Raw genomic sequence first — 18,329 nt, 5'->3', positions numbered from 1 at the left:
CCCCAATGGACGACAACAAGAACAAGGTCCTGCGGTTGCGCGATGTGGTGCTCTACACGGTCTCGGCGATGCTCTTCATGGACCAGATCGCCCTGGCTTCCTCCCTCGGTCCGTCGAGCCTGTTCTGGTGGCTCTACGTGCTGGTCCTGCTGTTCCTGCCGATGGCCATGATGACCTCCGAGCTGGGCACCGCCTTCCCCGCCAACGGCGGCGTCTACCACTGGGTGCGCAGCGCCTTCGGCTTCCGCTGGGGGGCCCGGGTGTCATGGATGTACTGGGTCAACAACGCACTGTGGATGCCTTCGGTCTACACCCTGTTCGGCAGCATGCTCGGCGCCTTCTATTTCCCCGAACTGAGCCTCTGGGGCAAGATCGCCATCGGCATCGCCCTGGCGCTGCTCACCGCGGCGTTCAACGTGGTCGCGCTGCGCCTGGGCAAGTGGCTGCCGAACCTCGGCGCGCTGCTCAAGCTGCTCGCGGTGCTCGCCCTGGGCGTCGGCGGCCTGCACTCCGGCTGGAACCATGGCTTCGCCAACGACTTCAGCCTGGACTCCATCGTCCCGTCCTCGCCGGGCCAGATGGCCGCGCTGGGAGTGATGGTCTATGGCATCATGGGGACCGAGCTGGCCTGTTGCAGCGCCGCGGAGATGCGCAACGCGCGCCGCGACATCCCGCGCGCGGTGCTGATCTCCGGGCTGATCGTCGGCGCCTTCAACATCTTCGGCACCCTCGGCGTGCTGGCCGCGGTACCGGCCGAGGAAACCGACGTCACCCGGATCTTCGCCCATACCCTCTACAACATCTACGGCCACGACGGCGCCGGCGGGATGCTCGCCGACCTGGTCGGCGCCTTCGTCCTGTTCACCCTCTTCACCAACATGGTCACCTGGAGCATGGGCACCAACCGTGCCGCGGTGGAAGCGGCCAAGGCCGGCGAGCTGCCGGCGCTGTTCGGCGTGGTCCATTCGCGCCACGGCACGCCGATCGGCTCGGCGGTGCTGGCCTCGGCGGTGAGCATCGTCCTGCTGCTGCTCTACGGCCTGGTGGCGCACACTGCCGAGGAACTGTTCTGGACCCTGCTGTCGATCTTCGCCATGGTTTTCATGATGCCCTATGTGCTGATGTGCCTGGCCTTCGTCCGCCTGCGCCGCGCCGACCCGCGTCCACGGCCCTACCGGATGCCGCTGGGCGACCGCCTGGCCAGTCTCTGGGCGCTGTTCGTCGCGCTGCATGTGCTGGCCGGCATCTGCCTGTTCGTCGTCACCCCCGGCGCGCCGATGGACTGGGCCTACGCCGGCAAGATCGTCGGCGGCGTGGCGCTGGCCCTGGCCGTGGGCGAACTGCTGATCCGCCAGGCGGCGCGAAGGCGCGGCGTGATGTCGCTGCGCGGTGCCTACGGTTGAGGAGCGGCCCTGTCGCAACACCGCCTATGGCGTTAATGTGCCGTTAACGCCCTTGGTGGGTAATGGGTCGCAGCGCAACACGGAGAAGGTCGTCATGTCCGAACGAGAGCACTGGCAACGGGTATACGAGAGCAAGCCGTCCGACGCGGTGAGCTGGTTCCAGGCCGAGGCCACGCTGTCCCTCGACCTGATCCGACGCATCGGCGCGCCCCGCGAGGCGGCGATCATCGATGTCGGCGGCGGCGCCTCGACCCTGGTCGACGGCCTGCTCGCCGAAGGCTTCGGCGACCTGACGGTGCTCGACCTTTCCGACGCCGCCCTGCGCGTCGCCCGCAACCGCCTCGGCGCGCGCGGCGAAGAGGTGCGCTGGATCGCCGGCGACATTACCGGCGTCGACCTGCCGGAAGCCACCTATGATGTCTGGCACGACCGCGCCGTGTTCCACTTCCTTACCACTGCCGAAGCCCGCCGCGCCTACGTGCGCCAGGTGATGAAGGCGGTCCGCCACGGCGGCCACGTGATCGTCGCCACCTTCGCCGCCGACGGCCCGACCGAATGCAGCGGCCTGCCAGTCATGCGCTACGACGCCGACGAACTGCACGCCGAGTTCGGCTCCGCCTTCCAGCTCACCGAGCACCGCGACGAACACCACGTCACTCCCGCCGGCCGGGTCCAGCACTTCGTCTACTGCCATTGCCTGAAACGCCTGTGAAGTGCTCCGAGGCTGGGCTACGCTCTGCTCGCCCGGCCATGCGAACGACTTTCCATGACATCCGGCATTTCTTCTTCGGACCCCGGCCTGATAAGCTCCCGTCTCGAGGAAAACCTCTTGCAAATCAAAGAGGAAGGCAATCACGCCCGGTGGCGTGGCCGGACTTCAAATCCGGTGGGGGACGGCAGCCGTTCCTGGGTGGGTTCGACTCCCACTGCCTTCCGCCAATTCTCCGCTCGCTTTCGGCGGCCATCGTGTCTCACAGGATCAAGCGTCTATCTCGGTCCGTTCCAGCAGAAGCAGCCTCTCACCCGTCCCCGTCGTCTCCCTGACCAGCGCTCCCCGCTCATTCCAAAACGCACTCCTGCCCGCCGCCTTCCAGCCACCCGTCGGCCCGCCATGGTTGGCCAGCAGCACGCCCATTCCGTGCTCGCGGGCATAACCGGCCAGTAGGGCCGAGTCGGCCGGGTAGCCGTTTTCTCCGATCAGCGCGCTGGCGATGTAGAGGCGAGCGCCGGCACGGGCGGCGTGGGCCGGGTGGCTGGGTTGGCTGAAGTCGGCGCAGACCGCCAACGCCATCGGCAGGCCGTCGATCTCCAGCAGGGGGCCGCCGTCGCCGGCTGAGAAGTGGCGTTCCTCGCCCGCGTGCAGGTGCTGCTTGGCATAGACGCCGAGGCTGCCGTCGGCGCCGAGGATCAGGGCGGCGATCAGCGGCTTGGCATGCTTCGGCGAGCGCAGCGGCAGGCCGACCACCGTGGTCATCCGTGCCTGCTCGGCGAGCTGGCGCAGCGGTTGCAGCAGGGGCGTGTCCGCCGGCTGGGCGAGGGCGGCGGCAGCGCTGGGTTCGTAGCCGGTGAGCGACAGTTCGGGAAACACCTGCAGGCGCACGCCCCGTGCCTGGGCGATACGCATCAGGCGCAGGTGGTCGTCGAGGTTGCGTGGCAGGTCGGCGGGGTGGGCGCAGCTCTGGGCGGCGGCGATCAGCGTCATGGGGCTGTCTCGGGTATGGATGGCACAAATTCGCCAGTAGAGCCGAAGGCAGCATTTCCGGGAAGAGGCGATTAGCGGCTGCGCTACGTTTGGCTGGGGAGGGCGCTTTCGTCGCCGCGAAGCCGTAAGATAACGCGCTTCATGGCGCGCCCGACGGACGGGTGCGCACGCTTGCCTCGGGAGAACAGGGATGGCCGAGATCAATCCGCTTTCAACGGACCTGCAACAGCAACTGGCGGAGCTGCAGGCACAGGGGCTCGCCTTGCTTGGCGTCGCCGCGGACGAGACGCCGGCGCAGATCGTCGCCGCCGTCACCGACTACGTGCGCGATGCGAGGGAGCAGGGGCGCAGCCTCGACGACGAGGCGGTCTTCGCCCTCGGCGCGCTGATCGGCGCGCAGTACGTGCGTGGCCTCGGCTGGCACTGGGGCGACGTGACCTGGGACGGCGACCCGGACAGCGCCGCCGTCGGCGTGCTCAGCCCCGACGAATCGCTGTTCAACAACCCCATCGGCTGGGTAGGCCAGATCGCCGAAAGCGGCGGCGGGGTGCCGTTCATGCTCAGCTACAACATGATCCTGGCCAACCAGGTGCCGCTGTTCGAGCGGGGCAGCGCCACCGGTCTCTATTGAGCATGCAGGCGGATCGCCGCGACGCGCCGGCGCATCCCGCCAGGCGGGGCCGACAACCTGAACGGCCGGCGTCAGGCGCCGCGACCCGCCGAGCAGCGCCAACCGGCGAACGAGGTGCGGGTGACCGTGGTGGAACAGACGCTGCCTCTGAGAAACCGCGCCTGCGGCGCTTTCCAGGAAGGCAGCCTGGAACGACGCGACTGCCGAGCCCATATCGGGCTGCAATTCCGCGATTGAGTGGGCTGCGGGTTCGCGACTCGGCTGGCCTTCCTGGGAACACTTCTGAGGTTTTCGCATGACGGATCTTGAACACGCGGTGGAAAGCAACCGACGCGCCTGGGACGCGTCCGCCGACAGTCACCTGCGTGGCAGTGGCTGGCAGGAATTGTCGCTGGCGGTACAGGAAACCGGCTTCAGTTGCCTGGACGAGACCCTGGCTGGCGTGCTGCGCAATCTGGACCTGGCCGGCAAGGCGGCGGTCCAGGTCGGCTGCAACAACGGCCGGGAAGTGCTTTCGCTGTACGCCTTCGGCGTCGCGCGGGCGGTGGGGATCGACCAGTCCGCCGCCTTCCTCGCCCAGGCGCGGCAACTGGCCGAGCGCTCGCCGCATCAGCCGCGTTTCGTCGAAGCCAATGCCTACGAGCTGCCGGTCGAGCTGAACGGTCAGTTCGACCTGCTGCTGATCACCATCGGTGTGCTCAACTGGATGCCCGACATCGCGCGCTTCTTCGCCTCGGTGAGCGGTCTGCTGAAGCCGGGCGGGCAATTGGCGATCTATGAGACCCACCCGTTCCTGGAGATGCTCGAACCCGAGTCGGAGCGACCGTTCGAACTGCGCAACGACTACTTCACCGACACGCCCCACGTATCCCGGGAGGCCATCGTCTACGAAGGCAGCGGCAGCGATACCGGCATCGCCAGCTACTGGTACGTCCACCCGCTCGGCGACATCCTCGGCGGGTTGCTCGGCGCCGGCCTGCGCCTGAGTCACTTCAAGGAGTACCCGCACTCGAACCGCGAGGAACTCTACGACCTCTACGAGGACGGACCGCTGGCGATCCCGATGTGCTACACGCTGGTCGCGGTCAAGGCATGACCTGCGTCGAGGCCGGGCGAGGCGCGCCGCTGCGTGTGGTGGTGGTCGGCACCAGCGGGGCCGGGAAGTCGACCTTCTCCGCCGCGCTGGCCGCCAGGCTGGGTTGTACGCATGTCGAACTCGACCGACTCTACTGGGGCCCCGGCTGGCAAGCCGTGCCCCACGAACGCTTCGAGCACGCCGTGGAGCGGGCGACGACGGCGCCGCGCTGGGTCGCCGACGGCAACTACAGCGCCGTCCGCGAGTTGCTCTGGGGCCGCGCCACCCACGTGGTATGGCTGAATTTCGGGCGCTGGACGGTGTTCTCCCGGGTCCTTCGCCGCACCCTGGCCCGGGGCCTGCTGCGCACCCGCCTGTCCCACGGCAACCGTGAATCGCTGCGGATGGCGTTCTGCTCCAGGGATTCGATCCTGCTCTGGTCATGGACCACCTTCGCAGGCAACCGCCGCAAATACACCGGCCTGCGCGAGGATCCGCGGTTCGCGCATTTGCGCTGGGTGGAGGTTGGCGAGCCGGGGAGGGTGGGGGAGGTGATCGAGAGGTTGGTGGAAGCCGTGCTCGCACAGTCGCAGTAGTGAGCGAAGCACGCTATCCGCCTCAGTCCTGGGGCTTGCTTACCCGGCTGCGCAGCGACTCGAAATAGGCTGTATCGGCGGGGCCGCCTGGCGTCGATTCCGCGCCGGCGACCAGCGTTTCACGCAGTTCCCTGGCGTGCATTTCGCGTTCTCCCCTTACCAGGCCACTCTGTATCATTGGGTGCCGCGTCGCCGCCAGCGCCCGGCCGAGAATCCTTGCGACGACCTCGTCCTTGCCACGGGTATAGGCCTCGCGGTCGGTGGGGTAGCGGCGGGCCAGGGCGTGCTTGGTTTCGGCGTAGAGGCGGGCGTCGTCGGGGTGGTTGCGCAGCCAGTCGCGGAACAGCAGGTAGCGGTCGGCCTGGGCCAGGGGCATGACATGGACATGGTGGGTGCGGCCATGTCCGAAGGGCGGCATGCCTTTGACGAAGAACATCCGCTGGGTGTTCGGGTTCTCGCGCCAGAACTGGTAGCCGAGGCCCTCCAGCGGGGCTACCAGCCGCTGCGGATCGTGGCCGGGCGGCGGCAGCAGGAGGATGTCGATGATCGGCTTGGCGTCGAGCCCGGGCACCGCGGTGCTGCCGACATGCTCGATGCCCAGCCCGGGCAGCGCCAGCGCCGTGCGGATGGCCTCGGCTTCGGCGGCGAAGTGTTGTGGCCAGGCGGGGTCGGCAGGCAGCACCTCGATGCGGTCGTCGTCGGCGTTGCTCCAGCGTTGGCCGTCGAAGCGGGGCGGTTGGGGTGAGGACATGGCGGACTCCGGGGATATGCGGGAGATTGGCGGCGATGGAGAGCTGGGGTAGGGCGAATAACGCCAGCGGCGTTATCCGCCTTCCGCGAGCGGGGTGCGGGTAAAACCCGGGAGTCTCAGAAGTCCAGTGCCTGCACCCCTGGATGCTGCGGATCGAACCCATCCAGGCGCATGCGCTCGGCGAATGCCTCCCGCGCCGCGTCTCCCTGGAGAAACGCGCTCCGCGCCGAGGCCCAGTCGTCCGGTTGCAGCCGTACCATCCAGCCCTCGCCGTAGCAATCCCGGTTGATCAGCGCCGGGCGCTTGACCACCGCCGGGTTGCTCGCCAGCAGGGTCCCGGCCAACGGGCTGCGGGCCGAGGAGGCAGCCTTGGCGAACTCGACCACGCCGAAGCTGCGGTCGCGTTCGATGTGCCAGCCGTCGCGCTTGGGGGTGAAGGCGAAGATTTCGCCATACAGCGCGCAGCCGTAGGCGCTCAGGCCCAGGGTCAGGCTGCCGTCGACTTCCTCGCGCAACCACAGGTTGTAGTCCGGGGCGTAGAACAGCCCGTCGGGGAACTCCAGGCCGTGCAGGTTCGCGCTCATAGGGTCAGCACCCGCTCGGATTCGAGGATCAGCCGTGCCAGTTCGCCGCCGCTGGAGATTTCGTCGAGTTCCTCGATCAGTTCGCTTTCGTCGATGTTCACCCCGGGTTGGCGGCACATCAGCAGGCGCGCGCCGGCCTCGCGGGCCTGGCGGATGAAGTGGCGCAGCGGCTCGCCGCCGTCCAGCGCGCGCAACTGGTCGGCGACGGCGCGGCGGGCCAACTGCACGCCTTCGCCGCTGAGGAACAGGGTCACCTCGGCGTCCATGCAGGCCAGCAGGGTGGCGGTGTGGAAGGGCGCGGCGCAGCGGGCCGGGGTGCTCGGGCCGCTGGAGACGATGATGAGGACGCGCTGGGCGTGGGTGTCAGGGTTCAAGGGGCTTGTCCATCTGGATCAGCGCCACGCGCCGGCCGTCCGGATCGTGGCGTTCGGCGATGGCGCGCGGCTGGTAGCCGAGCTGGGTATAGAGCAGCAGCCCGGCGGCGTTGGCGTTGAAGCAGGAAATCTTCATCAGGCGCGCTTTGTACTGTTCGCGGGCGAGGTTTTCCATGACCCCGATCAGGTAGCGGGCCACGCCCAGACCGCGCGCGGCGGGCGCCACCATCATGTTGCCGAGGGCGCAGAAGTCGCCGTGCTGCCACTGGTAGAAGTTGGCGAAGCCGAGCACCTGTCCGTCGTGCACGGCCACGGTGCTGCCGCGGCGTTCGGCGATGGCGGCGGCCAGCTGGGCGACGCTGAACGGCCAGATCGCCTTGGGGTAGCAATAGAAGAGTTCGTCGCGGTCCTGGGGGAAGCCGGCGACCGTCTCCAGGTCACCGGTCTCCGCCGGGCGGTGGCTGAGCTGCATGTCAGCGCGGCGGGTATTGCGACATGACTTTCTGCACCGTCTCGCGGATCGCCTGCTCGCGCTCGGCCGGGCTCGGCGGGCTGGTGCGCATGATCTGCTCGCCGCTGCCGCGCCAGACCAGCTTGCCGTCCTTGCCGTCGAACAGGTCGACCTGGAGGGTGGCAACCTTGTAATTCACGGTGCGCGTCTCGGCCATCGCCGGGCCGCCCCAGTATCCTCCCCAGTAGCCGCCCCAGTAACCGCCGCCGTAGTTGGTGGTGATCTGGTCCTGGCGATCGTCGACGATCAGGTAGGCGCGCACCGTGACGTCGCCCCTGGCGTTGCCCTGGGCCGGACGCAGGCCGCGCTGGTCGAGCTGCTGGGCGACGGCTTCGCGGATGCGTTGCTCGGTGAGGTCGCTCTTGATGCGTGGGTCGTCGGGGCGGTATTCGAAGGCGGGTTGCGACCAGCTCCAGCTACGGTAGGCGGCGAAGTCGCGGGAGCTGTCGAAGTCGCGGTCGAGCTGGGTGGTTTCGCAGGCTGCGAGGCTGAGGAGCAGGCCGAGCAGCAGGATTCGGCGGATCATGGTTTTTCTCCAGTCAGAGTTCACATCCAAGCTCAGCGCCGGATGAAAGGCAAGAGGAAACGCGGGTTTGAAGCGTCTCCACAAGTAACGTTGGCGAGCACCCGCCCTATAGGGCGCGACGGGAGAATGAAATGAATCGAAGTATTGCGATCCTGCTGCTGGGCCTGTCGCTGACCGGCTGCGTCGAGGCACGCTCGGTGGTACCGGCGGATGGCCCGGGCCCGCTGCTGGTGGCCCATCGCGCCGGCACCGCGGACTACCCGGAGAACACCCTGCTGGCGATCCGCAAGGCGCTGGACAACGGCGCCGACGCGCTATGGTTGTCGGTGCAGTTGAGCGCCGATGGCCATCCGGTGCTCTATCGCCCCGCTGACCTGGCGGTCCTGACCCAGGGCGCCGGCGCGGTCGGCCAGTCGAGCCTGGCCGAGCTGGCGCGCTTGAACGCCGGCTATATGTTCAAGGCCGAGGACGGCAGCTATCCCTACCGCCAGAAGCCGCTGCGGATTCCTACGCTGCGCCAGGCGCTGCGGGCGATCCCGCCGCAGGTGCCGGTGTTCCTCGACATGAAGTCGCTGCCGGTGGAGCCGCTGGTCGATGCCGTGGCCGGCGAGCTGGAGCGGCAGAAGGCCTGGTCGCGGGTGCGTTTCTATTCCACCGAGAAGGCCGCCAACGACTACCTGACGCAGCGCTACGCGGACCGCGCGCGACAGTTCGAAAGCCGCGATGCGACGCGCAACCGCCTGGTCGGCCTGGCCTTCGGCGAGCGCTGCGAGGCACCGCCGGCCGGCGGCACCTGGATGGGCATCGAGCTGCGCCGCGAACTGACGGTGACCGAGCGCTTCACCCTTGGCGAGTCTTCCTACAAGGTGCCGGCGGCGCAGTTGTGGACGCGCAAAGCGATGGACTGCGTGCGCCGCGAGCCGGTGAAGGTGGTGATGTTCGGCATCGAGACCGCCGAGGACTACCGCACCGCGCGCGCCCTGGGCGCCGACGCGGTGATGAGCAACTCGCCCAGGAAGATGGAGGCGATCCGCCGCCGGGTGCTCGCCGATCAGCCCGGCGGGTAGCTCGACAGCGCCCGTTTCACCGCTTCGCGCAGGGCCTTGGCCTGTTCGCTGGCGGAGTCGCCGGAGTCGAACTCGGCGCTGTTGCCCCACACCGGCTGGCCGCTGCGGGCGTCGTTCAGCTCGACGCGGACCACGGTGACCTGCACGGTGTAGCTGCGGGTCACCGGGTAGCTGGCGCCATAGCCGTACCAGGGATCGCGCCAGCCGCCGTAGTTGCCGTAGTAGCCGCCGTAGTAGTCGGTGACCTGGCGGGTGCGCAGTTCGTTGCGCAGGAACGCGCTGACCTGCAGGTCGGCCGCGCTGCCCGGCCGCGCCGGGCGCAGGCCGCGCTGGTCGAGCTGCTGGCTGACGGCGTCGCGCAACTGGTTGTCGTCCAGGCCCTGGGGAAAGCCGCTGACCCCGGCGGCGGCCCAGCTCCAGCTACGGTAGCGGGCGTAGTCGCGCGGCGCCGCCGGATAGGCCCCGGGATCGAGGCCGGGATTGGCCGCGGCGGCCGGCTGCGGCGGGTAGGGCAGGGAGCTGGCACGGTAGGGATTGTCGCCCTGGCAGGCACCGAGGGCGGCCAGGCTGGCGAGTAACGGCAGGATCAACAGTCGCGATTGCATGCTCGACGCTCCGTGGCCGCGCTACGTCGGCGGCCCTTGCAGGCTCAGACTGCATTCTGCGCCTTTCATTGCGGGCGGCACAGCCAGTGCAGGTAGCGGCCAAGCCCGGCAAAGGCCGGGTGGCGGCGGTAGGCCAGTTCCATTTCCACCAGGTCGAGCCGTTCGGCCTTGGCCTGGAACTCGCTCGGCATGTAGTCGTGGAACACCCGCACGCCGCTGCGCGCCTCGATGCGCCAACGCGCTGCCAGCGCCTGTTCCAGCTCGCGCGGGTCGAGCGGGCGCTGCGGGGTCAGGCTCTGCCCCTCGCCAGCGAAGCGTTCCTTGCGCAGCTTGCGGAAGTGGCCCTTGAGCAGGTTGCGGTAGATCAGCGCGTCGCGATTGTAGAAGGCCAGCGACAGCCAGCCGCCGGGTGCGCAGAGTTGGTGCAGCACCGGCAGGATCGCATGGGGTTCGGCCAGCCACTCGAGCACGGCGTGGCAGAGCACCAGGTCGTAGGGCTCGGTGAGCTGGCCGAGCAGTTCCTGCCAGGGCGCCTGGATGAATTCGGCGGCCTGCCCGGCTTCGGCGAAGCGCTGGCGGGCGCCGTCGAGCATGGGTTGCGCTGGCTCGGCGAGGGTTACGCGGTGGCCGCGAGCGGCCAGCCAGAGCGACATGTGGCCGAGCCCGGCGCCGATGTCGAGGACCCGCAGAGGTCGCTCCGGGAGGGCCTCGGCGAGGTCGGCCTGGAGTACCGCGAGGCGGATCGCACCCTTGGCGCCGCCATAGATCTTTTCGGCGAAGCGCGTCGCCAGTTCGTCGAAATGGCGGTCGCTCATGGCAGGAAGCGCCGTTCGCAGTCGGCCAGCTTGGCGCGCACCACCTGTTCCAGGTCGAGGCCGGTTTCCCCGCAGAACAGCAGCAGATAAAGGACGATGTCGCCAACTTCCTGGCCAGCGTGTTCGAGCTGCTCGGCCGACAGCGTGCGCGACTGGTCTTCCGTCAGCCACTGGAAGATCTCCACCAGTTCGGCCATCTCGACGCTGGCGGCCATGGCCAGGTTCTTCGGGCTGTGGAATTGGCGCCAGTCGTTGCGGTCGCGGATGGCGTGCAGGCGCGCGGTGAGTTCGTGCAGGTCCATGGGGGATTCTTCGCGGTGGCGGTAAGCAGCCGCATAGCTTCGGGCTTTGCGCCCGAAGCTTCAAGGCATGGCGGACCGGCGTCAGCCCTGTAGCCGGCTCCAATGCCCGGCCATATGCGGCAGGTCGTCCTTGCCGCGCAGGCTGAACTGGCCGTCCGCCGCCGCCGCGCTGGCCAGCAGGGTGAGGCTGGCCGGCAGCAGCACCGGCTTCTGGAAGCGCACCTCGACCCGATAGCCCGAGGCCGGCAGCCGCTCGCCGAGGGCGGCCAGGCTGCGAGCCTTGTTCCACAGGCCGTGGGCGATGGCGCGGGGAAAGCCGAACAGCTTGGCGCTGGGCGCCGACAGGTGGATCGGGTTGTAGTCGCCGGCGGCACGGGCATAGCGCCGGCCGATGTCGGCGGGCGCCTTCCAGTTGTCGATCGGCTCCAGCGGCAGCGGCTCCTGCTCGGCTTTCGGCGGAATTTCGCCGGGCACCTTGACGCCGCGGCAGAGCACCTTGCTGTCGCCGACCCAGAGCAGGCCAAGCTGGTCTTCCAGGCGGGTGACGATGCTGAAGGTGGCGCCCTTGTCGTGCGGTTGCAGGTTTTCCACCGCGACGCTCACGGTGAACGGGCCGAGGCCGCCGAGCGCGCGCAGCACGTCGATGCGGTTCTCCAGGTGGACCAGGCCGAGCAGCGGGAAGGGGAAGCGCTTGTCGGTGAGCAGCGCCATCTGCAGCGGGAAGGCGAGGATGTGCGGGTAGGTCGGCGGCAGCAGGCCGTCGTCGCGGAAGCCGCAGACCTGGCGGTAGCGCTCGAGGTGCTTCGGGTCCACCGTGACCTCGCTGCGCAGGCCGCGCTCGGGCAGGGCCTTGCCGCGGATGCCGCGGCGCAGTGCGGCGCGCAGGAACAGGCCGGGCAGGGCGGGTGGGGCGGGCAGGTCGAGCCAGGCGGTGGGCATTGGACATCTCCTCGAAATAGGTGGCTGTCAGCTTAGTCGAGCACCCGCAGCAGGCATTGGCCGCCTGGCCGACGCCGCTGGCAGGGCGGTCAATCGGCTCCGGGATGCGTCTGCATCGAGATTTTCGACCACGCCGGCGGCTAGTCGATCTGAGGGTTTTTCCGTCATGCGGGATGGGTTATTTCTATGGCCTCTCCTTGAGAGGGGATGGCAAAGCTGCCTAAGATGGGCCCGCCCCATGGATAACTAGAAAAAACACCATGCGTGATCTGACCGACGATGTAGCGCTGATGCGCCCGGTGATCGACGCCCTGCGCGCCAGCGGCTGCGATCCGGACCGGGTCCTGGTCCGTGTCGGGCTGCCGCCGGGTGGCCTGCCGGCCGGCCGTTTCCCCCATTCCGCACAGAACCTGTTCTGGAAGGCCGCCGCCGACGAGTGCGGCGAAGAGCATGTCGGCCTGCACCTGGCCGAGCACCTGCCGGCGTTCCACGGCCTGCTCCTGGAATACCTGTTCCTCTCCAGCGATACCTTCGGCGCCGGCCTGCGCCATTCCCTGCGCTACGTACGCCTGCTGTCCGACACCCTGCAGGCGCAACTGGAGGTGGAGGGCGAGCGCGCGGTGCTGTCGCTGGGCGAATCGCCGGCGATCAACCGCCACTTCCCGGAAATGCTCGCCGGCGCGGTGATCCGCCTGTTCGGCGCGCTCACCGAGGGCGAGTTCAAGCCGCTGGAAGTGCAACTGATGAACGAAACCGGCGCGCCGATGGAGCGCTACCGTGCGGTCTACGGCTGCCCGACGATCCTCGGCATGCCGCGCTACGCGCTGGTATTCGATGCCGCGGTGCTGGACAAACCCTCGCGCCACGCCGCCCCGGAACTGCTGCGCATGCACGAGTCGCTGGCGCGCCGGCAACTGGCCGAGGTGGAGCGCCTGGACCTGGTGCGCCAGGTCCGCGAACTGATCGGCGAGTTGCTGGTGGACGGAGGCGCCACCCTGGAGCAGGTCGCCGCGCGCCTCGGCATGCCGGCCCGACGTCTGCGCGAACGCCTGGCGATGGCCGGGGTGCGCTTCAACGACCTGGTCACCGACTACCGCTGCCGACTGGCCAAGGAACTGCTGCTGAAGACCGACGAGCGCATCGAAGTGATCGTCGAACGCACCGGGTTTTCCGAGCCGAGCACCTTCTATCGCGCGTTCAAGCGCTGGGTCGGCGAGACGCCGGTGGAGTTCCGCCGGCGCGGGCAGCAGGGGCGCGGGTAGGGCCTGTCCGAAGGGGCTACCGGTGGTTTCCCGGTGCAGGGCCAGATAACGCCGTTGGCGTTATCCGCCCTACCGGGTCGGCGTCCTGTTGCCGGGGAGTCAGGGGCCGCCTCAGGCCCCCAGCAGGCTCTGCCCGCACACCCTCAGCACCTGGCCGCTGACCGCGCCGGACGACGGCTGGGCGAACCAGGCCACCGTTTCGGCGACGTCCTGCGGCAGGCCGCCCTGGCTCATGGAGTTCATCCGCCGGCCGGCCTCGCGGATGGTCAGCGGAATGGCGGCGGTCATCTGCGTCTCGATGAAGCCCGGCGCCACCGCGTTGATGGTGATGCCGCGCTTGCCCAGCGCCGGCGCCCAGGCCTGGGCCAGGCCGATCAGGCCGGCCTTGCTCACCGCGTAGTTGCTCTGCCCGAGGTTGCCGGCGATGCCGCTGATCGACGCCAGCAACACCACCCGGCCGTTGTCATGCAGCTTGCCGCCGTCGAGCAGGGCCTGGGTCAGCACCTGCGGGGCATTGAGGTTGACGTTGATCACCGAGTTCCAGAAGTCGCTGCTCATCTTCGCCAGGGTCTTGTCGCGGGTGATCCCGGCGTTGTGCACGACGATATCGACGCCCTCAGGCAGCACGTCCACCAGTTGCTGCCCGGCGTCCGCGGCGCAGATGTCGAGGGCCACGGCACGGCCGCCGAGGCGCGCGGCGAGGCCTTCGAGGGCCTCCCTGGCCGGCGGCACGTCGAGCAGCACCACTTCCGCGCCGTCGCGCGCCAGGGTTTCCGCGATGGCCGCGCCAATGCCGCGGGCGGCGCCGGTGACCAGTGCGCGCTGGCCGGCCAGCGGCTTGCTCCAGTCGTGGACCTGGGCGCTGTTGGCGGCAAGACGGATCACCTGGCCGGAGACGTAGGCGCTCTTCGGCGAGAGGAAGAAGCGCAGTGCGCCTTCCAGTTGGTCCTCGGCGCCCTTGCCGACGTACAGCAACTGCACGTTGCCGCCGCGACGGATTTCCTTGCCCAGGGAGCGGGTGAAACCTTCCAGGCTGCGTTGCACGCTGGCGGCGACCGGGTCCTTGAGAGACTCGGGGGGGCGTCCGAGGACCACCACCTTCGGGCACTTGTCGAGGCCCTTGAGCACCGGCTGGAAGAAGTCGCGCAGCGCCACCAACTGCTCGAAGCGGGTCAGGCCGCTGGCGTCGAACAGCACCGCCTTGGCCCGCGGGCTGTGCTCGGCGGTCCAGCGCGGCAGCTCGAACTGTCCCTCGACGGCGGCGAACACCGCGTCGGTCAGCTTGCCGGAGAAGGGCAGCACGGCCTCGGCCAGCGCGCCGCTCCCGCCGATCACCAGCGGGCCGTCCACCGGCCGTACCCGGCCGGCCTGCCAGCGCTCCAGGCGCAGCGGGGAGGGAAGGCCGACGGCGCCAACCAGGCGGCGGCCGACGGGGGAGTTGGCGAAGGCGATGTAACGATCGGTCATGGAACGGGCTCCCGGTGGAAAGGCTCCAAGGCTGAAGGTGGATTCCGCCGGCCAACGATGCCGAGGGAACGCGGGTAACAGTGTGGACAACTCTACGCAGCCACCTGTTCGCCGCAATTGACCGCGCTGACCGGGATAACGGCAGGGCGGCCAATGCGACGCGACCGGCTAAGGTTAGCCTGTGCGCCACTGACCGCTCAGTTAACGGGTCGAGCCTCGGCTCGGCGTAAACGATTCCAGCAAGGAGTTCTTCCATGACCCAGCTGCGCCGGGTCGCCATTGTCGGCGGCAACCGTATTCCCTTCGCCCGCTCGAACACCGTGTACGCCACGGCGAGCAACCAGGAGATGCTCACTTCCGCCCTGGAAGGCCTGGTGGAGCGCTACAACCTGCACGGAGAGCGCCTTGGCGAGGTGGTGGCCGGCGCCGTGCTGAAGCATTCGCGCGACTTCAACCTGACCCGCGAATGCGTGCTCGGTTCGCGCCTGGCCCCGGAAACCCCGGCCTACGATATCCAGCAGGCCTGCGGTACCGGCCTGGAGGCGGCGATCCTGGTGGCCAACAAGATCGCCCTCGGGCAGATCGACAGCGGCATCGCCGGCGGCGTCGATACCACTTCCGACGCGCCGATCGGGGTCAACGAGGGCCTGCGCAAGATTCTCCTCGAGGCCAACCGCGGCAAGAGCAACCTGGACAAGCTCAAGAGCCTGCTGAAGATCCGCCCGCGCCACGTGGTCCCGGCCATCCCGCGCAACGGCGAGCCGCGCACCGGGCTGTCGATGGGGGAGTCCTGCGAACTGATGGCGCAGACCTGGCAGATTCCCCGCGACGAGCAGGACAGGCTGGCCTTCGAGAGCCACCACAAGCTGGCCGCGGCCTATGAGGAGGGCTGGCAGAACGACTTGATGACGCCGTTCCGCGGCCTGACCCGCGACCAGAACCTGCGCCCGGATATCGACCTGGAGAAGATCGGCACCCTCAAGCCGGTGTTCGAGCGCGGTTCGCGCGGCACCCTCACGGCGGCCAACTCGACGCCGCTGACCGACGGCGCCTCGGTGGTACTGCTGGCCAGCGAGGAGTGGGCGAAGGCGCGCGGCCTGCCGATCCTGGCCTATTTCAAGGACGGCGAGGCGGCGGCGGTGAACTTCGTCGATCGCCAGGAGGGCCTGCTGATGGCGCCGGTCTACGCGGTGCCGCGGCTGCTGGCACGCAACGGCCTGAGTCTGCAGGACTTCGACTACTACGAGATCCACGAGGCCTTCGCCGCCCAGGTGCTCTGCACCCTGAAGGCCTGGGAAGACCCCGAGTACTGCAAGACCCGCCTCGGCCTCGACCAGCCGCTGGGCTCCATCGACCGCAGCAAGCTCAACGTCAAGGGCAGCTCACTGGCCGCCGGCCACCCGTTCGCCGCCACGGGAGGACGGATCGTCGCCAACCTGGCCAAGCTGCTCTCGCTGGCGGAGCAGGGACGCGGGCTGATTTCCATCTGCGCCGCCGGTGGGCAGGGTGTGACCGCGATCATCGAGCGGTAATCCAATAGGGCGAGCGGCCTTGTCGCTCGACGATGTAAGCAACTCCGTGACTTGGGCGGTGCCGTGCGAACGGGACCGCCTTTTTTTTTGCTGGCGCCCTACGGTTCGGGTTCGTCGGCGGCGTTGGAGACAGCGAATTCGACGCTTGTACGGAGAATCCCCTCTCTCTTCAGGGAGAGAGTTGGGGTGAGGGCGGCTCCGCTATCGGCCGGGAGTGCCGCTGCGGCGGATAACGCCGTTGGCGTTATGCGCCCTACCGTTCGGGTTCGTGGCGGCGATGAAGTACGGATCCCGACGCCTGCCGGATAACCCCGGCGTAGGGCTCACGCCGCACATCCGCCATTGCCGTCCTGCCCCCGCAGGCTTGCCGGCTGGCGGTCGGCGAAGGGGGTGGAGAGGATCATCGAGGTCTTGCTGATGCCGAACTTCATCAGCCGGTCGATCAGGTCCTGCAGCTCCGGCATCGAAGCCACGGCGGCCTTCATCAGCACGCAGGCGTCGCCGGTGATCCGGTGGCAGAGGGTCAGTTGGGGGATCCGGGCCAGTTCGTCGAGCACTGACTGGCAATCCTTCTCGGTGATCCGCAGTTCGATCACGCACTCGATGGGCAGGCCGAGCTTGGCCAGGTTCACCGAGGCGTGGTAGCCGGTGATCACCCCTTCGGCCTCCAGCTTGGCCACCCGGTCGGCTACCGCCGGGGGCGACAGGTTGATGCGCCGGGCCAGTTCGGCGAAGGTCAGGCGGCCGTTGTCGATCAGGGCGGCGAGGAGCGCACGGTCGTATTTGTCCATGATGGATCCCGGTTGTCGAATCGACGGAAAGCATGGCCGATTTCCATGGAAAGAAAAGTGTTACGTCCCGATAACCAGCGGCTGTGCCTTAACCGGCGGGTAGCGACCTCATAAAATGAAGTCTTTCTCCCGCCTGCCCTGTCGAGTGCTTTCCATGCCTGCCCGTCGCCTTCCGCTGTTGCTTTTCGGTGCGTTCTTCGCCCTGTACTTCATCTGGGGCTCCACTTACCTGGCGATCCGCTTCGGCGTCGAGTCCTGGCCTCCGATGCTGATGGCCGGGGTGCGCTTCGTCATCGCCGGCGGCCTGATGTTCGCCTGGTTGCGCTGGCGCGGCGCGCCGTTGCCGACCTGGCGCGAGTGGCGCGGCGCGGGGGTCGTCGGAATCCTCCTGCTCAGTTGCGGCAACGGCGGGGTGACGGTGGCCGAGCACTGGGGCGTGTCTTCCGGGGTGGCGGCCCTCGCGGTGGCTACGGTGCCGCTGTTCACCCTGCTGTTCAGCCAGTTGTTCGGCCAGCGCAACACCACCCTGGAATGGGGCGGCATCGTGCTCGGGCTGTTCGGCATCGTCCTGCTCAACCTCGGTTCGAACCTCCAGGCCAGCCCTGCCGGCGCCGGCCTGATCCTGTTCGCCGCCGCGTCCTGGGCCTTCGGCTCGGTGTGGAGCCGGCGCCTGTCGCTGCCGGCCGGACCGATGGCCAGCGCCGCGGAAATGCTGGTCGGCGGCGCGGTGCTGCTGGTCGGCAGCCTGGCCAGCGGCGAGCGCCTGGAGCATTGGCCGAGCACCAGCGGCTGGCTGGCGCTGGTGTACCTGATCCTGTTCGGCTCGATCATCGCCTTCAGCGCCTACCAGTACCTGCTGCGCAACGTACGGCCGGCGGCGGCCACCAGCTATGCCTACGTCAATCCGGCGGTGGCGGTGTTGCTCGGCACCCTGTTCGCCGGCGAGCGGATCGGCGGTATCGAGGGGCTGGCGATGGCGGTGATCATCAGCGCCGTGGTGCTCATCGGCCTGCCCCAGTGGCGCGCCAGCCGCGCCGCCGCCTGAATGCCTTAAGCGATCCCTAAGGCGGGCTGCGCCATGCTGCGGCGCAGCGCCCGGATGGGCCGGGCTGACGGGGGTACGAAGATGAAAGCGCTGGTCATCGGTGTGGTCCTGGTGTTCCTTGGCGGTTGCGCCAGTCACGTGAGCCCCGGCGGCAAGGCCATCGAGTCGCCGATCAAGGAGTATTTCGGCCAGGACCCCATCGAGCGCCGGGCCTTCGGCGAGAGCGAGAACGGCGCCGAGGCCGAGGATTCGCCACTGCGTTTCCGCCTGACGCCCTGAACGGTCGCCCCGGGCGCCTGACCGGACGTGCAGAAGTCGTCTCCAGCGTCTTCAATACGGAATGACGGTCGC

22 protein-coding genes and 1 tRNA gene are annotated in these 18,329 nt (G+C 68.6%); 11 read left to right on the top strand and 12 right to left on the bottom strand.

Annotation, left to right across the window (positions count from 1 at the left end; all coding sequences use genetic code 11):
- The first annotated feature begins 5 nt into the window (after positions 1–5).
- The 3 genes from LE197_RS23835 (at position 6) to LE197_RS23825 (ending at position 2,342) form a co-directional block, all read left to right on the top strand.
- Positions 6–1,403: an APC family permease gene (locus tag LE197_RS23835; protein WP_226033712.1), complete on the top strand. Its 1,398-nt coding sequence runs from the start codon at positions 6–8 to the stop codon at positions 1,401–1,403.
- Positions 1,404–1,497: 94 nt separating this feature from the next.
- Entirely contained in the window at positions 1,498–2,115 is a 618-nt protein-coding gene (locus LE197_RS23830; RefSeq protein ID WP_003095305.1) for a class I SAM-dependent methyltransferase, read from the top strand.
- Between the two features lie 131 nt (positions 2,116–2,246).
- A tRNA-Sec gene (locus LE197_RS23825) sits at positions 2,247–2,342 on the top strand.
- Positions 2,343–2,382: 40 nt separating this feature from the next.
- On the opposite strand, the gene LE197_RS23820 is transcribed toward LE197_RS23825, so the two are convergent.
- Positions 2,383–3,105, bottom strand: coding sequence for a carbon-nitrogen hydrolase family protein (locus LE197_RS23820; RefSeq protein WP_023108803.1), 723 nt, complete (start codon positions 3,103–3,105; stop codon positions 2,383–2,385).
- A gap of 262 nt (positions 3,106–3,367) precedes the next feature.
- Between LE197_RS23820 and LE197_RS23815 the strand changes: the two genes are divergently transcribed.
- From LE197_RS23815 to LE197_RS23805, 3 genes are all read left to right on the top strand, one after another.
- Positions 3,368–3,736, top strand: a complete 369-nt coding sequence (locus LE197_RS23815; protein ID WP_003114628.1) for a hypothetical protein — start codon at positions 3,368–3,370, stop codon at positions 3,734–3,736.
- A 295-nt stretch (positions 3,737–4,031) separates the two neighbouring features.
- Positions 4,032–4,832, top strand: coding sequence for a class I SAM-dependent methyltransferase (locus LE197_RS23810; RefSeq protein WP_003457217.1), 801 nt, complete (start codon positions 4,032–4,034; stop codon positions 4,830–4,832).
- Entirely contained in the window at positions 4,802–5,407 is a 606-nt protein-coding gene (locus LE197_RS23805) for an AAA family ATPase (RefSeq protein WP_196496113.1), read from the top strand. Before LE197_RS23810 ends, LE197_RS23805 begins: the two co-directional genes overlap by 31 nt.
- Before the next feature lie 22 nt (positions 5,408–5,429).
- Here the strand turns inward: LE197_RS23805 and LE197_RS23800 are convergent, their stop codons facing one another.
- The 5 genes from LE197_RS23800 to LE197_RS23780 all read right to left on the bottom strand — a co-directional run bounded on the left by LE197_RS23800 (position 5,430) and on the right by LE197_RS23780 (position 8,153).
- A complete protein-coding gene (locus LE197_RS23800) occupies positions 5,430–6,158 on the bottom strand; it encodes a GrpB family protein (protein WP_003114631.1) in 729 nt (242 codons plus the stop codon).
- A 116-nt stretch (positions 6,159–6,274) separates the two neighbouring features.
- Positions 6,275–6,742, bottom strand: a complete 468-nt coding sequence (locus LE197_RS23795; RefSeq protein WP_003102267.1) for a glycine cleavage system protein H — start codon at positions 6,740–6,742, stop codon at positions 6,275–6,277.
- The gene (locus tag LE197_RS23790; protein WP_003095286.1) at positions 6,739–7,116 is read right to left on the bottom strand and encodes a DsrE family protein; all 378 of its coding nucleotides are present in this window, start codon (positions 7,114–7,116) and stop codon (positions 6,739–6,741) included. The genes LE197_RS23795 and LE197_RS23790 overlap by 4 nt, the downstream gene beginning before the upstream one ends.
- On the bottom strand, positions 7,106–7,588 hold the full coding sequence (locus LE197_RS23785) for a GNAT family N-acetyltransferase (RefSeq protein ID WP_003111411.1): 483 nt from the start codon (positions 7,586–7,588) through the stop codon (positions 7,106–7,108). The genes LE197_RS23790 and LE197_RS23785 overlap by 11 nt, the downstream gene beginning before the upstream one ends.
- A gap of 1 nt (position 7,589) precedes the next feature.
- Positions 7,590–8,153, bottom strand: a complete 564-nt coding sequence (locus LE197_RS23780) for a DUF4136 domain-containing protein (RefSeq protein ID WP_003095282.1) — start codon at positions 8,151–8,153, stop codon at positions 7,590–7,592.
- A 131-nt stretch (positions 8,154–8,284) separates the two neighbouring features.
- On the opposite strand from LE197_RS23780, the gene LE197_RS23775 reads away from it, so the two are divergent.
- Complete coding sequence (locus tag LE197_RS23775) at positions 8,285–9,220, top strand: glycerophosphodiester phosphodiesterase family protein (protein ID WP_003102260.1); 936 nt, start codon at positions 8,285–8,287, stop codon at positions 9,218–9,220.
- On the opposite strand, the gene LE197_RS23770 is transcribed toward LE197_RS23775, so the two are convergent.
- From LE197_RS23770 to LE197_RS23755, 4 genes are all read right to left on the bottom strand, one after another.
- Complete coding sequence (locus LE197_RS23770) at positions 9,205–9,825, bottom strand: DUF4136 domain-containing protein (protein ID WP_019726931.1); 621 nt, start codon at positions 9,823–9,825, stop codon at positions 9,205–9,207. The genes LE197_RS23775 and LE197_RS23770 overlap by 16 nt on opposite strands.
- A 65-nt stretch (positions 9,826–9,890) precedes the next feature.
- Positions 9,891–10,640, bottom strand: coding sequence for a methyltransferase domain-containing protein (locus LE197_RS23765; protein WP_003111303.1), 750 nt, complete (start codon positions 10,638–10,640; stop codon positions 9,891–9,893).
- Entirely contained in the window at positions 10,637–10,942 is a 306-nt protein-coding gene (locus LE197_RS23760) for a nucleotide pyrophosphohydrolase (RefSeq protein WP_003102255.1), read from the bottom strand. The genes LE197_RS23765 and LE197_RS23760 overlap by 4 nt, the downstream gene beginning before the upstream one ends.
- 81 nt (positions 10,943–11,023) lie before the next feature.
- Positions 11,024–11,881: a MaoC family dehydratase gene (locus LE197_RS23755; RefSeq protein ID WP_010793737.1), complete on the bottom strand. Its 858-nt coding sequence runs from the start codon at positions 11,879–11,881 to the stop codon at positions 11,024–11,026.
- Positions 11,882–12,141: 260 nt separating this feature from the next.
- On the opposite strand from LE197_RS23755, the gene LE197_RS23750 reads away from it, so the two are divergent.
- Entirely contained in the window at positions 12,142–13,143 is a 1,002-nt protein-coding gene (locus tag LE197_RS23750) for an AraC family transcriptional regulator (RefSeq protein ID WP_003095270.1), read from the top strand.
- 111 nt (positions 13,144–13,254) lie between these two features.
- Here LE197_RS23750 and LE197_RS23745 read toward each other — a convergent pair whose 3' ends face one another.
- A complete protein-coding gene (locus tag LE197_RS23745) occupies positions 13,255–14,610 on the bottom strand; it encodes a 3-oxoacyl-ACP reductase (RefSeq protein ID WP_023108802.1) in 1,356 nt (451 codons plus the stop codon).
- A 254-nt stretch (positions 14,611–14,864) separates the two neighbouring features.
- On the opposite strand from LE197_RS23745, the gene LE197_RS23740 reads away from it, so the two are divergent.
- Positions 14,865–16,142: an acetyl-CoA C-acetyltransferase gene (locus LE197_RS23740; protein WP_003102247.1), complete on the top strand. Its 1,278-nt coding sequence runs from the start codon at positions 14,865–14,867 to the stop codon at positions 16,140–16,142.
- Positions 16,143–16,465: 323 nt separating this feature from the next.
- On the opposite strand, the gene LE197_RS23735 is transcribed toward LE197_RS23740, so the two are convergent.
- A complete protein-coding gene (locus tag LE197_RS23735; RefSeq protein ID WP_003095262.1) occupies positions 16,466–16,933 on the bottom strand; it encodes an Lrp/AsnC family transcriptional regulator in 468 nt (155 codons plus the stop codon).
- Between the two features lie 154 nt (positions 16,934–17,087).
- Between LE197_RS23735 and yedA the strand changes: the two genes are divergently transcribed.
- Positions 17,088–17,978, top strand: a complete 891-nt coding sequence (yedA, locus tag LE197_RS23730; protein ID WP_003161350.1) for a drug/metabolite exporter YedA — start codon at positions 17,088–17,090, stop codon at positions 17,976–17,978.
- A gap of 33 nt (positions 17,979–18,011) precedes the next feature.
- Entirely contained in the window at positions 18,012–18,257 is a 246-nt protein-coding gene (locus LE197_RS23725) for a hypothetical protein (protein WP_003102243.1), read from the top strand.
- The last annotated feature ends 72 nt before the right edge of the window (positions 18,258–18,329 follow it).

It is taken from the genome of Pseudomonas sp. PS1(2021) (assembly GCF_020405165.1).
In the GTDB taxonomy this organism is placed as follows: Bacteria; Pseudomonadota; Gammaproteobacteria; order Pseudomonadales; family Pseudomonadaceae; genus Pseudomonas; species Pseudomonas aeruginosa.
The sequence above is the reverse complement of the archived record's forward strand: the minus strand, read 5'-3'. Positions and strand labels throughout refer to the sequence as shown.

Excerpts from the sequence above, each read along its gene's own strand:
- LE197_RS23835 (WP_226033712.1), top strand. The coding sequence starts at position 6 with ATGGACGACAACAAGAACAAGGTCCTGCGGTTGCGCGATGTGGTGCTC.
- LE197_RS23830 (WP_003095305.1), top strand. The coding sequence starts at position 1,498 with ATGTCCGAACGAGAGCACTGGCAACGGGTATACGAGAGCAAGCCGTCC.
- LE197_RS23820 (WP_023108803.1), bottom strand. The coding sequence starts at position 3,105 with ATGACGCTGATCGCCGCCGCCCAGAGCTGCGCCCACCCCGCCGACCTG.
- LE197_RS23810 (WP_003457217.1), top strand. The coding sequence starts at position 4,032 with ATGACGGATCTTGAACACGCGGTGGAAAGCAACCGACGCGCCTGGGAC.
- LE197_RS23800 (WP_003114631.1), bottom strand. The coding sequence starts at position 6,158 with ATGTCCTCACCCCAACCGCCCCGCTTCGACGGCCAACGCTGGAGCAAC.
- LE197_RS23795 (WP_003102267.1), bottom strand. The coding sequence starts at position 6,742 with ATGAGCGCGAACCTGCACGGCCTGGAGTTCCCCGACGGGCTGTTCTAC.
- LE197_RS23785 (WP_003111411.1), bottom strand. The coding sequence starts at position 7,588 with ATGCAGCTCAGCCACCGCCCGGCGGAGACCGGTGACCTGGAGACGGTC.
- LE197_RS23780 (WP_003095282.1), bottom strand. The coding sequence starts at position 8,153 with ATGATCCGCCGAATCCTGCTGCTCGGCCTGCTCCTCAGCCTCGCAGCC.
- LE197_RS23775 (WP_003102260.1), top strand. The coding sequence starts at position 8,285 with ATGAATCGAAGTATTGCGATCCTGCTGCTGGGCCTGTCGCTGACCGGC.
- LE197_RS23770 (WP_019726931.1), bottom strand. The coding sequence starts at position 9,825 with ATGCAATCGCGACTGTTGATCCTGCCGTTACTCGCCAGCCTGGCCGCC.
- LE197_RS23765 (WP_003111303.1), bottom strand. The coding sequence starts at position 10,640 with ATGAGCGACCGCCATTTCGACGAACTGGCGACGCGCTTCGCCGAAAAG.
- LE197_RS23760 (WP_003102255.1), bottom strand. The coding sequence starts at position 10,942 with ATGGACCTGCACGAACTCACCGCGCGCCTGCACGCCATCCGCGACCGC.
- LE197_RS23755 (WP_010793737.1), bottom strand. The coding sequence starts at position 11,881 with ATGCCCACCGCCTGGCTCGACCTGCCCGCCCCACCCGCCCTGCCCGGC.
- LE197_RS23750 (WP_003095270.1), top strand. The coding sequence starts at position 12,142 with ATGCGTGATCTGACCGACGATGTAGCGCTGATGCGCCCGGTGATCGAC.
- LE197_RS23745 (WP_023108802.1), bottom strand. The coding sequence starts at position 14,610 with ATGACCGATCGTTACATCGCCTTCGCCAACTCCCCCGTCGGCCGCCGC.
- LE197_RS23740 (WP_003102247.1), top strand. The coding sequence starts at position 14,865 with ATGACCCAGCTGCGCCGGGTCGCCATTGTCGGCGGCAACCGTATTCCC.
- LE197_RS23735 (WP_003095262.1), bottom strand. The coding sequence starts at position 16,933 with ATGGACAAATACGACCGTGCGCTCCTCGCCGCCCTGATCGACAACGGC.
- yedA (WP_003161350.1), top strand. The coding sequence starts at position 17,088 with ATGCCTGCCCGTCGCCTTCCGCTGTTGCTTTTCGGTGCGTTCTTCGCC.
- LE197_RS23725 (WP_003102243.1), top strand. The coding sequence starts at position 18,012 with ATGCTGCGGCGCAGCGCCCGGATGGGCCGGGCTGACGGGGGTACGAAG.